Here is a 12,300-nt window from a genome sequence, read left to right on the forward strand (position 1 = left end):
TTATTATTAAACACCATACTATGGCTCCCATCATAATCTTAGGGACAAGAGCAAGGAAGCGGTTTTGAAATATCAAGTCGTTGCTTTTTTTATTTTATGCTTTGGCGCAGCCTTATCTGGCTGGTCTTGGCATCACTTAAAGCAATACGAATACAATCAGCTGCAAACTGAAGTTGAGAGTCAAAGCAACAACATTGCCAAAGTGATCCGAGTGCAAATTACCGAGCAGGTAGAGTCCTTAGAGCGTATGGCTAAACGTTGGGAGTACAACAACGGCACCCAATTTGATGAGTGGCATTTTGATGCCCTCAACTTTATGAACTATGAAAAAGCCTACCAAAGTATCGCGTGGCTAAAAAAAGACAACCAAGTCGACTGGTTGGTGCCTCTTAAAGCCCGCGAAGAAACCAAAAAATTAATTCGCGAGAGCCAAGAGCAACGGATAAACCTGTTTGACCAAGCGGTAAAACAGCAAAGCGTGGTTATTTCTCAAAGCGTTACCCTAAACACCGGCGACAAAGGCTTTTTAGTTATTTTGCCCTTATTTCCTAATGGCGTTTTCGACGGCTTTTTGGTCGGCGTATTCAGCTTTGATCGCCTGTTTAGTTTGTTTCTTGATACCGGCTACTTCGACACGCCTGTCACCATGATGGAGCGCGGCCAAATTATTTATCAGCAAGTACCCAAAGGTACACGTGTCACCAAAAACATGCTCACTAAAAAGCTGTCTGTGTACGGCAGCGATTGGGATATTTACAACTGGCCTTCAAGCCGTAGCATAGAGAAAAGCCAAAGTATGTTGCCCAACATGGTGCTGACTTTTGGCTTATGTATTTCGTTACTCTTGTCTTTTTCATTTTACTTCGCGCGCCAAGTAGAACGTAAAAAACAAGAGTTAGAACAAAGCTACGAAGAGCTTGAACAAAAAAATCGAGAAATCGCCAACACTCAATCTCAATTAGTGCACTCTACCAAGCTCGCCTCTTTGGGGGAAATGGCCACCGGAATTGCTCACGAACTTAACCAACCACTGCAAGTAATTAGCATGAATGCTGAAATGGGTCCCGAGTATTTAGCGGAAAATAAACATAACCGAGTGGTTAAAGCATTCACCGACATCATGCAGCAAATAGACCGCGCGCAAGCAATCATTAAGCAGTTGCGATGTTTTGGTCGCGATTCCGCTCATGATGAACACCAAGAGATCAGCTCTGAAGAAATGATTAATAGCAGCTTGCTGTTTCTAAAGCGTCAATTTATGAGTAATAACATAGAAGTAAGAGAAAATATCGCACCCGCACTGCCTAATATCCGTTGTAACAAAGTGCAAATAGAACAGGTACTACTCAACCTGCTGGTAAATGCCAGAGACGCAGTTGAGAACTGCCAAGACAAAATTGTCGGCATTAAAGCGTTTCAAAAAGACAAGCAGCTACTGATAGAGATCTACGACTCAGGTGTAGGCATCGGCGCGGATCAGCTGGATAAAATTTTTGACCCCTTTTTCACCACAAAAGATGTAGGCAAGGGCACCGGGCTTGGCCTATCGATCAGTCACGCCATTATTGAGCAACATAAAGGCTCTATCAAAGTAGAAAGTCAAATCAATAAAGGCACGCAATTTCTAGTGACCTTACCCCTTTAACTGTATGAGGTTTGTCCATGCTATTTTATGTTGGTTGTTATAATACGCCAGAGTCTTCGGCGATTGTTTTAGGCCAAATTACCGTTTCGACCCAAGGTTATCAGTTACAGCTCATTCCCAATGATAAAGAGCCACAGTCACAGGCCACTATAGATAACGCCAGTTTCTTATGGGTAGACGCTTCTAACCAACGTCTTTTTGCCGTCAGTGAACTTGAGCAATACCAAGGCCATGCCAGCGGTTTACTCGCCAGTTTTGATATTACTCAACCCCACCAGCCAACCCTGATTAACCAACAACTGAGCCAAGGCATTGCCCCTTGTCACTTATTGCATTGGCAGCAACGATTGATTAGCTGCAATTACGGCGGCAGTATCATTAACCTTGTGGCCGATGAAAACGGCCAGTTACTTAACGAAGGTTCACAACGGCTGCAGCATGAAGGTAAAAGCGTCAATCCAGAACGGCAAACTCAGTCTCACCCCCATAGCTTAACGTTACACCCTCAGTTACACTTGGCTTACTGCGCAGATTTAGGCACAGATACAATTACAACCTACCGCCTTGATGAACAAGGGCAATTAGAACAACTTCATGTTACGCACATTGCTCCTGGCAGTGGGCCTCGCCATGTCGCCGTCGCTCCTAATGGCGCCACACTGTATGCCGCAAATGAACTCAACAATCGTATCGATGTATTTGCCGTTGAGGCTCAAGGCCAGCTACGTTTAGTGCAAAGCATTGCTGCGACTTCACCTTTGGCTGAAGATATAGATGTTAGCTACCCGGCAGAAATAAGTCTCAGTAAAGACGGTAAATATGCGTATTGCTCTAACCGTGGTCAAGACTCTATCAGTTGCTTTGCCGTCGCCAAAGATGGCCACTTATCACTGGTATCGGTTACGCCAACAGGCGGGAAATTCCCACGACACTTTAGCCTTAGCCCGTGTCAGGAGTATGTACTCGTTGCCAACCAGCTCAGTGATAACTTGGTATTGTTCGGTCGTGACACACAAACGGGAGCGTTAAGCGAGCCGCTAGATACAATAAGTCTTACGGGGCCTGTGTGCGTCGCATTTTATGATCACAAATAAAACCAAGATAACCAACCAGCTTGATTTTAAATCGTACCTTAACGGCTTAGCCAGTTGCGGTACACTAACCCTGTCAAACCTCTATCTTACCCACTTTAATTTAGATTTGGCCGAAGTTGTAGAGCAGGAAAACTATGAAAAAATTATTTTTGATAACTGCTTTATCGAAAACCTGTCATTTTTCAAGTTGGAATGGCAATGTGAGATCCAATTTAATGCCAGTGTGATCAAGCAATTTACCGCCCATCAAACTCAATTTTTAAAGCCAGTATCTTTACAAGGTTTTTACGCCAGTAAAGTACACTTAATGCAGTGTGAATTTGTCCTGTTTGACTTATATCAAATACCTCAATTACAAGTGCACACTTGCGAAGGGGATATTCAACTTAGTACTAAGATGCAATCCTCATTGCGCCACCGTATTCAATTAACCGACTATTTCAGTGGCAACCTGCAACTAAATGCAACCCCTCAAGGCACAGAGTTTGAACAACTTACTCTAGCGGGGAAAATTGGCGCTAGCATCGATATCTGCCATGGCATTTTCGAACAACTGACGCTGTCGCAAACGCAAACCGACGGCACGGTGCACTTTGCACAGTGTCAGGTTAAAAACCTGGCTTTTATAAAACACCATAACTTGGTTGGGCAAAACATGGTGTTTCGCCAGCTAACCCCTCTTCCGGGTAGCCGCATATTAATAGAAAACGCCAGCCTTAACGCCATTCAATTTATTAACTGTTGCACCAGTGAGTTTGACCAACTGCAATATGAATCGGGCGATTTATCAAACATTTTATTGGCAAACTCCAGACTGCCAAAAAAGGTAGTTTTCCCGCACAAAAATAGCAGTTTTGAGCGCCAATATTATCAGCAGTACCGCCGAGCAGTGACCAAAATGGGGGATAAATATGAAACAAAACATGCTCGCCGACAAGAATTAAATGCTTTGTTAACACAACGTCCTCGCACCATCACCTGGCCAACCACTTGCAGTTTGTGGGGTTCAAAGCTCAGTGCAAACCACAGTACTAACTGGCTACAACCTGTCATGATCGCTATTTTTTTCAGCGTGATAATTGCGACGACTACTTTGTACTTAAACCCTCATACTGACCTGTCTTTCAATCATGTGTTGCACGACACTTTTCACTGGCTCAACCCGGCTCGAAAAGCCAGCTTGCTCATCAGTTATCAAGGCATGGAGCAGCAAGCTTGGTTTGAAGCTTTTAACGCTTGTAGTCGCTTGCTATTGGGGTACTTGTATTATCAGACGATCAGAGCCTTTCGTTTATTTGATTAACCATGAACCGATCAGCGACTCCCTACCCAAACTGGCTTGAACAAGTGCTGGCACAGGTTGAAGCCCAAATGCCTTATGGTTGCAGCATTGAAGTTCTCGCCAACCGCGTCGGTAAGTCGAAAGCACACCTGCAGCGAGAGTTTAAACAGCACTGTGGGCTAAACCTTGGCTTATATATGCGCTACCGGCGCCTCAGTGAAGCGGCATTGACCATCGCTCAGACCGATAAGCGCTTGTTTGACGTCGCGTTAGACTATGGATTTGAATCGCAAGAAGCTTTTACGCGGGCATTTCGGCGCTTATATGGCATTAACCCTAAGCATTTGAAAGGTAAACCCGCGCGAGCCAAACATATCCAAATACCGGCTATTTCATCGGATTTTTTACATCTTTACCCTCAACTTGCCAGACTAACCGGACAACCCCATAGGTTTGAACGCTGCCACTTATTAGGTATTAAGCGGCAGTTTTATTCAATTCGAGCAGACTCTAAACAGTTTCTCGGCTTGGTGCATCAAATGTGGCATGACTTTGACCATACGATAGCACCTTATCACTTGCCGGAAAGTGAACTGTATACTTTTGAGTATGTGGACGCTTGCTCACTCCATAATGGCCTATTTACCATGATGGCATTAATCCAAGTCGAACAGCCGGCGGTTATTGATAAAATAGTCTGTGATAACTCTGAAGCCCTAATAAGCTTAACCCAACCAGCGCGAGACATGTTGGCCTTTCACTTACCACAAGGCATGGCCATCAACGTATTTTTACAGTACTTGTATATGGTCTATTTACCCAGCCACAATTTGCACGTAGCGCAATACCCTATCATCTGGCACAGCCATAAGAGTGGTCGTATAAGCTGCTACATATCTGCGAGTCAATGGCAACAATATGACCTGCCTGATGCTCTGAAAAATGAAGTTTTCACCCCGCTCAGCCTCAAAACGCTGCCCATTGTTGCAACTTCTCAGACCTTTTCTGTTGCTTCGTATTCTCTTAGGCAACGCTTAATGACCGCGTTACAACAGTGGCGTAACCTGCTAAAAGATATTCATTCTCCTTGTGACATAAATAAAACAGGCTGTTTTATTGCCCTTGGCGATCTGCAGGCAGCGTCCTTGCAAGAAGCCCACTTTACGCCAGCCCATGAATCACAATACCATTTCATTAAAGTTGTCCCTAGCAGCCGCCATGAGCTCATGTCTTCATACTATTTAGCACTGCATCTTTGTGGCGACATCAACGAAATATCTGACGCTGTTGAAATAGTCAAATACACTGTCATCCCTGAATTAAACTATGAATTAACGCCTGGGGTTGAGCTCATCACTCGAGTAGAAAAACAAGCTAACGGGAAGTGGTTACTGGATTATTATTTACCGGTTAAAAAGCGTTAGTGACTCAGGCTATCTAACGGCATTACAGAGAGTAATTACGCAGGTAAAAGTGAGTGTATGCAATCTTGGCTGCTATGCGCAGCCATTATAAGTGCCAAAGCCATCTACTCATTGTAATTAATGAGTACAACATCTACCTGCTCTGCTTGGCGTAATTCAAAACTCAACATCGCAAAGCTGGGAGGCCCCATTAATCGAGGGTTATTAGAAAACCCCAGCGGCTCTTGTGGTATACCGTTTGAACTGATAGCAAATGCAAGATCATCATCCACATTTTGATAGGCGCCTACTGCGTATTCTCCCGTTGCTAAATTATCGAATACCACCTGGTGCTGACTCCGCTCTACTTGTATGACTTGTTGCGTGAAACCGGTACCGGTTAATGGATCTGTTGGGGAATACAGCGCAACCACAACCTCTTTCTTGGCTGGATCTATGTTTTGCACCTGTACCGTCAAAGAATGCGTTTTGCCATCGTCTTGCACAAGTGGGGGCTTGTCACTGCAAGCACTAATAAACAAGCTAGCGGTTATCAATATTAGCATTTTCATTGAGCAATTTCCTTATCTGGGTGAGAGGGTTGAGAAAGGGGTTGTGATTGACTTCTTTGTTGCCATTTCTGGTGGAGATACGCGACAGGTAATAAAGTCGCCGCACAAATCAATAATACTGGTGTATACCAATCAGTACCGAGTAAGGTGTTCAGCAAAGGTGCGGCCAACGTGATCAGCACTAAGTGCCACGCAAAAACTTGCAAACTGTGACGACCGACTAAGCTTAGCCCCGGTATCGCCAACAACTTGGGAAAGTATCGCAACAAGCAAGCTAAAATGTATGCTAGCAACAATAAATTGATCAGCCGAAGCGTTCCTAATTCAGGCTTATCGGCCAAAGCGTAGAGACGTCCTTGGTGCCAACCTAAGTCTAATAAAAAATGATGATGAGCGAGAAAAACCACACCACACAACCCAACGGCTACCCCTAGAGCGACGCGAGAATGAAAAATGTGTAGCTTACCCTGGCGCCTGAGTACCCCTATAATCACGCCAATTACAAATAAAAACTGCCACGCCCAAGGGTCAAAGTAGCCAGGTTGGAAGGGTAAATGATACGTTAACAGGGCTTGAGACAGCCACTCAGATTGGATCCAATTACTGGCGAACCACAAGCTCATACTCAATACTAAGAGCAGAATGATCTTACCCCGTTGACACGCTCGAATCAGCCAAGGCAAAGTTAGCATCATAAGTATATACAAGGGCAAAATATCAAAAAATGCAGGTCGAGCCAGTAAAGAAGCGACCACAATAAAGCTGGCAATAGGTTGTCGCCAAACATCTGCAAGCTGAACCTGATAAAGGCTTTTGGACGTAGGAAATAATTCACATATCACGCTAGCAACCAGAACCACGAGCAACCAAGCAGCAATATGGTATAAATATATTAACCCCGCTCGGCGCCAGGCTTTTTGTTTTAATTCACTTGCCGAGAGTTTGTCACTGCTATATACCAAACCTGCTAAAATACCGGACAATAAGATAAACGCTTCAGCCGCGCCGACCTGCCCAAGAGGTTGCAGGGTCAGCAATTGCAACGCTGACTGCCCACCACTGCTCCAAACTAAATGGTTGATGGTCATAATAAGTAATAACCCACCTCGTAAACCATCTAGACTGTTTATCCTTACCATTGCTAACACTCCTTGAAAAGAGTTCTTAGACTAAAAGGTTTGACATGGCTAAATTTGATAAAAAGTGCTGAACGTAGGAAAAATCGCCTGAATTCACATTTTCTTTACTTTAATAAGACAATAATGTGATCAGAAAAGCGTAATGATTGTTAATTTATTACTCTCCATTTCCTTCTTATTTATTATCGCGTTTTAGGCCTCCAAACTTAATGGAATCATAATGAAAAATAGTATCGCAAGCGCATTACTGCTTAGTTTAGCTATTTACGGCTGTGGTGGGAGCAGCTCATCTTCGAACTCAACATCTAATACTGAGATAATAGAAGAATCTCCTGTCTCGCTTCACCAAAATTACTCCTGGCAAGGAGAAGAGATCACTTCGTCTATTACAGGAATCAATTACAAGATCGATGTGCTTTATCCTGATGATTATGATGTGAATGAGCCATTACCTGTTGTTTATTACACTGATGCCCAATGGCGCTCTGCGGGCTTTTTACCTATTATGGAAGCTTCTGGAAAACGAGCCGTATTTATTGGTGTTCACCAAGGGCCTGATGGGCGAAGAGGCACCGATTTCTTAACCCCTGGAGTGAACGATTACTTTAGCTTTTTCACGACAGAATTATTGCCATTCATCGAAAGTCAATATTCAGTACAAGCAGAGAATAGAAGCTTGTTTGGGCATTCTTACGGAGGAGCTATGGTAATTGCAGCATTTTTGATTGAAGAGCCTGAAACACGTTTCTTTAAAAATTTCATAGCGGCAGATCCTAGTGTAGTAACGCCAGATGGCATTTTAAATTTAGAAGCTAACCGTTATCAGCAAAGCCAACAATTAAACGCTAATCTTATGTTAACAGGTGCCACAGATGGGGGAAATGCTCAAGGGGTAAAAGAAACCTTTAACTTTTTAGACCAGCGCAATTACACTGAGCTTGAATTAACCTACATAGAGCAAGAGATGAACCATGACGAAAGCGCCTATGAAACCTTTGAGGTAGCCTTAGACACTTTCTTACCTTAAATATCAAAATCTTAAGTTAACGCCATTTAGTCTAAGGTTTTTACCGAACTAAACTGGGTCGCAGTGACAACGCCGAGCTGGTTAAACTCCACAACGAGTAAATCTGAGCTCGGCTGCTCTGACTGGCTTTGATCGGCGAGATACACCCAAGAATAACCTTTTTCATTCGCGGCTAGCGGCGGTAAATAGCCACTTTTGGCTTTACCCATTATTTGCTCAACTTCTTGCTGGGTCAAACCTTGCTGCACTTGTTTCACTTTGGTCAAATCAAACAAGGTACTGTCGGCCGCTGCTGAACTAGAGTACTCTTTCCCGACCAATACATCGTCCTTAAAGATAAAACCTTGCTCACGAGTAGCAATGGCGCCGGTAATGGCTGGCTCAGCGTCGGCTAAAATATAAGAATAGTGCAACACTTCAAGCTGCTCGCCATCAATCAAACTGCTGCGCTTTACATCCGGCTCACCCAATACAGTTACAATATCGGCTTTACTGGTTTTGCCTAGCTCAATCAAAGGCGTGGATTTACTCAACATAAAGTTGGCATTCGCAAAACTTGAAAAAGCACAGGCGCTAAGCAGCACTGCGGTGAACCGACTGATTGATTTCATCTCTATCCCTGATTTAACTTTATTCCTGGATTGATTGAATGCCCCTAAAAAAATGCCCGACGCGAAACGTCAGGCAGTGACAAGCACATTCAAAAGGAATCTATACAATAAGGAGCGCGCTCAACCCTGATAATTTGCATCAGTTTGGGTTGATCACTTTTTCAATTTTTTGTGGCCTAAAGCGCGTCGAATGTCGTTGCTTGCGCCCTGTTATCACTAAAAAGATGGTAGCAATCAATTGCAACCCGATAATAAGCAGCATCACAGGCAAGGCTAAAAGTAATAAGCAAGAAATGATGAATAGGCGATAGCCAGCTTGTCGCTTACTGTCAGTCCCTATTGTTTGAGCTCCGACCCAGCCGTTTCTTAACTTCATAAGTTTCCTTTTTGCCATCCGTTTATCTATAAACTAACAAAAAATCCTCTCCATCTTATAACCCTTTTATTAAACCGTTGGTGTTTATAAGATTAACTATCGTTCACAAAGATAAAAATAAACTCAACGGCCGCTGGCGAATTTTGCAAGCTGTGTTATTGAAGCAGGATCGGTTTATTGCTATAAACAACTAATTTTGATTTTAAGCAGACTTTTATTAGATTAAGTCAAGGAACTACATGGAACTGTTTTTTAATACCACTTTTGGCTTCCCAACCATAGTATTCACCTGTGCGGTGATAATGTTTACCTTATATTGGTTGTGTGCAATTTTGGGCATGGTGGAGTTAGAAATATTAGACTTTGACCTTGATGAAACGGCGCTCGACCTCACTGGGTTGATGCAAAAAATGAAACTAGATGGTGTGCCCGTCACGATTGCCCTATCTTTGTTATTTTATTTTTCTTGGGTAGTCAGTATGGCTATCCAGTACCAGCTACTCAATTTTGATCTGAGTGTATTAGCTAATTTGCTGGTGGGCATCGGCGTGATGATCGTGAGTTTGTTCATAGGCGATATGATTGCCAGTCAAGCAGTTCGCCCACTACGTAAAGTCTTTCGAGACCAAGAAGTACTAAGTAAAAAAGACCTTGTTGGTCAAGTAGCCACTGTGCGCAGTCATTCAGTAAGCCAAACGTTCGGCGAAGCCATTTTCAAAGATGGTGCCGCTGGCATCCAAATAAAAATAAGAAGTTACCAAGAAAACCAACTCACTAAAGGCGATCAAGTCATGTTGCTGGAATACCAAAGCCAGCAAGACACTTATACGGTAGCCAAACACTAATCATTACATTTTTAGGGAAATACCATGTTAGATAGCATTCCTGCTTTTGTTCCACTTGTTATTGGCGCTATCGGCGTCATATTCGTGCTGGTTATGGGCTTTGCCCTATTAGTTAAAGCCTTTTACGTTAAGGTACCTCAAGGCACAGCACTGATTGTCAACACCACCAAGTCAGTACCAAAAGTAAGATTTACCGGCGCCATGGTGATCCCTGTGATCCATAAAATGGAGCAAATGCGCATTTCATTGATCACCCTTGAAATTGACCGTCGTGGTCAAGACGGCTTGATTTGTTCTGACAATATCCGCGCTGATATTACCGTCGCTTTTTACTTACGTGTTAACGAAACCGCTGAAGACGTTCTCAAAGTCGCGAAATCTATTGGCGCCGAACGAGCATCTGATAAGATTGCCGTTAACGAGTTGTTTAACGCAAAATTCTCAGAAGCATTAAAAACCGTTGGTAAGAAAATGGAGTTTTTGCAACTGTTTGACGAGCGCGCTTTCTTTCGCGACGAAATCGTAAAAACGATTGGCGATGACCTAAACGGTTACGCTTTAGAAGACGTCGCGATCGACTACCTAGAGCAAACGCCAAAAACAGCCCTTGATGCCAATAACATCATGGACTCGGAAGGTATTCGTAAAATCACAGAGATCACGTCTCAAGAGAACGTTAAAACGAATGAGTTCTTGTGTGATGAAGAGCGAGCTATCACCAAAAAGAACGTGGAAACCCAAGAGCACTTATTGTCGCTAAAACGACAAGAAGAAGAAGCCAAAGCGATTCAGCAACGTGAAGTCGCCAATATTCAAGCCAGAGAGCAAGCAGAGCAGCTCAGAGTTGCCGAAGAAGAGCGCCTAAAAGCCGAAGCAGCCCGCATCAATACAGAACAAGAAATTGCCATTCAAGAAGAAAATAAACAACGTGAAATTGAAGTTGCGCAACAAAACCGCGAACGCGCAATTGGCGTAGAAGAAGAGCGAGTTCAACGCGCTAAAGACTTAGAAGTGGTTTCTCGTGAACGTGAAGTGGCGCTTCAAGAAATAGAAAAAGAACGTGCATTAGAAGTTGAGAAAAAAGAAATAGCCAACGTCATCCGCGAACGTATCGCGGTTGAAAAGACCGTTGCAGAAGAAGAAGAGCACATCAAAGAAGTGCGCCAAGTTTCGGAAGCCGATCGTGACCGTCAAGTCACCATAGTGAAGGCAGAGGCAAATGCGCAAGAAGTTCTAGTGAAGCAGGTGAAGCAGGCTGAAGCCGATGAAATAAAAGCGAAGCATGAAGCGCAACGCATCATTACCTTGTCACAAGCTGATTTAGAAGCTGCCGCGAAAGAAGCCGACGCGAAGAAAAAACTCGCGGAAGGTATCGAGGCGGAAGAGTCTGCACAAGGCCTAGCCGACGCCCGCGTGAAAGAAGCGATGGCGGATGCGATGGAGAAGCAAGGCATCGCAGAAGCGAAAGTAGAGCAAGAGCGCCTGACTGCCAAAGCCCAAGGTGACGAGCAAGTCGGCCTTGCGCAAGCAAGAGTATTAGAAGCACAAGCCGTCGCCAAAGAGAAAGACGGCCTAGCAGATGCCAAAGTGCTAGAAGAAAAACTGGCTGCTCAAGCGAAAGGCGATAAAGAAATTGGCCTAGCGAAAGCCTTAGCAGACAAAGAACAAGGTTTAGCTGAAGCGCTTGCAAGTAAAGAGAAAGGCTTAGCTCAAGCCGTGGCGAGTCAAGAACTCGGCCTGGCAGAAGCCAGCGTATTAGAGAAAAAATTGGCGGCCCAAGCCCAAGGCGAAGAGCAAATTGGTATGGCTGAAGCTCAGGTTATCAGCGCCAAATTGAAAGCCGAAGCAGAAGGCTTAGTTGAGAAATTCAATGCTATGTCAAGCATGTCAACAGAAGCTCGTGACCATGAAGAGTTCCGCATGCGTCTTGAGAAAGAGTTCGAGCAAGCCATGGCATCGATTGACGTTAATAAAGACATTGCTGTGCAGCAAGCTGAAGTACTGGCCAGCGCACTACAAAAAGCCAATATTGATATCGTGGGTGGCCAAGGTGATTACTTTAACACCCTCAGTAAAGCACTTACTGTAGGTAAATCCATTAATGGCTTAGTGGGCAAAAGCCCGTCTGTATCTGCCTTAGTTGACAAGCTACTGGGCTCTGGCGCAAACAAATCTGCCGACGCGGCTGATGTGCTAGGTAACCTGCTAGATGAGAAAGCTCAAGCCAAAGACAACACGCCAGCTTAATCTCATCCCTGAAACGCCGGCTTGACCCTAAGCCGGCCTTTTCTATTGTCTCCAAGGAA

Annotated in this window: 11 protein-coding genes; 7 read left to right on the forward strand and 4 right to left on the reverse strand. The window is 44.1% G+C overall.

Annotated elements, in window-relative coordinates; genetic code table 11:
* The first annotated feature begins 64 nt into the window (after nt 1–64).
* From D1Z90_RS01675 to D1Z90_RS01690, 4 genes are read left to right on the forward strand one after another with little or no spacing between them, the layout of a single operon-like run.
* The gene (locus tag D1Z90_RS01675) at nt 65–1,645 is read left to right on the forward strand and encodes an ATP-binding protein (protein WP_119908991.1); all 1,581 of its coding nucleotides are present in this window, start codon (nt 65–67) and stop codon (nt 1,643–1,645) included.
* 17 nt (nt 1,646–1,662) lie between these two features.
* Nucleotides 1,663–2,739: a lactonase family protein gene (locus tag D1Z90_RS01680; protein ID WP_119908992.1), complete on the forward strand. Its 1,077-nt coding sequence runs from the start codon at nt 1,663–1,665 to the stop codon at nt 2,737–2,739.
* Complete coding sequence (locus tag D1Z90_RS01685; RefSeq protein WP_119908993.1) at nt 2,726–4,042, forward strand: hypothetical protein; 1,317 nt, start codon at nt 2,726–2,728, stop codon at nt 4,040–4,042. The genes D1Z90_RS01680 and D1Z90_RS01685 overlap by 14 nt, the downstream gene beginning before the upstream one ends.
* 2 nt (nt 4,043–4,044) lie before the next feature.
* On the forward strand, nt 4,045–5,445 hold the full coding sequence (locus D1Z90_RS01690; RefSeq protein WP_119908994.1) for a helix-turn-helix transcriptional regulator: 1,401 nt from the start codon (nt 4,045–4,047) through the stop codon (nt 5,443–5,445).
* A gap of 104 nt (nt 5,446–5,549) precedes the next feature.
* On the opposite strand, the gene D1Z90_RS01695 is transcribed toward D1Z90_RS01690, so the two are convergent.
* The gene (locus D1Z90_RS01695; protein WP_119908995.1) at nt 5,550–5,996 is read right to left on the reverse strand and encodes a DUF2141 domain-containing protein; all 447 of its coding nucleotides are present in this window, start codon (nt 5,994–5,996) and stop codon (nt 5,550–5,552) included.
* Nucleotides 5,993–7,135: an OpgC domain-containing protein gene (gene opgC, locus D1Z90_RS01700; RefSeq protein WP_119908996.1), complete on the reverse strand. Its 1,143-nt coding sequence runs from the start codon at nt 7,133–7,135 to the stop codon at nt 5,993–5,995. Before opgC ends, D1Z90_RS01695 begins: the two co-directional genes overlap by 4 nt.
* Before the next feature lie 220 nt (nt 7,136–7,355).
* On the opposite strand from opgC, the gene D1Z90_RS01705 reads away from it, so the two are divergent.
* A complete protein-coding gene (locus D1Z90_RS01705) occupies nt 7,356–8,162 on the forward strand; it encodes an alpha/beta hydrolase (protein ID WP_119908997.1) in 807 nt (268 codons plus the stop codon).
* Nucleotides 8,163–8,188: 26 nt separating this feature from the next.
* On the opposite strand, the gene bamE is transcribed toward D1Z90_RS01705, so the two are convergent.
* Complete coding sequence (gene bamE, locus D1Z90_RS01710) at nt 8,189–8,773, reverse strand: outer membrane protein assembly factor BamE domain-containing protein (RefSeq protein WP_119908998.1); 585 nt, start codon at nt 8,771–8,773, stop codon at nt 8,189–8,191.
* Nucleotides 8,774–8,912: 139 nt separating this feature from the next.
* Nucleotides 8,913–9,149 carry a hypothetical protein gene (locus D1Z90_RS01715; protein ID WP_119908999.1) on the reverse strand — a complete coding sequence of 79 codons (237 nt, stop codon included), beginning with the start codon at nt 9,147–9,149 and terminating at the stop codon, nt 8,913–8,915.
* 239 nt (nt 9,150–9,388) lie between these two features.
* On the opposite strand from D1Z90_RS01715, the gene D1Z90_RS01720 reads away from it, so the two are divergent.
* Together D1Z90_RS01720 and D1Z90_RS01725 are read left to right on the forward strand one after the other, a co-directional pair.
* Entirely contained in the window at nt 9,389–9,994 is a 606-nt protein-coding gene (locus tag D1Z90_RS01720) for an OB-fold-containig protein (protein WP_119909000.1), read from the forward strand.
* A gap of 24 nt (nt 9,995–10,018) precedes the next feature.
* Nucleotides 10,019–12,241 carry a flotillin family protein gene (locus tag D1Z90_RS01725; protein WP_198419017.1) on the forward strand — a complete coding sequence of 741 codons (2,223 nt, stop codon included), beginning with the start codon at nt 10,019–10,021 and terminating at the stop codon, nt 12,239–12,241.
* The last annotated feature ends 59 nt before the right edge of the window (nt 12,242–12,300 follow it).

It is taken from the genome of Motilimonas pumila (assembly GCF_003596335.1).
Taxonomy (GTDB): domain Bacteria; phylum Pseudomonadota; class Gammaproteobacteria; order Enterobacterales; family CBDFNC01; genus Motilimonas; species Motilimonas pumila.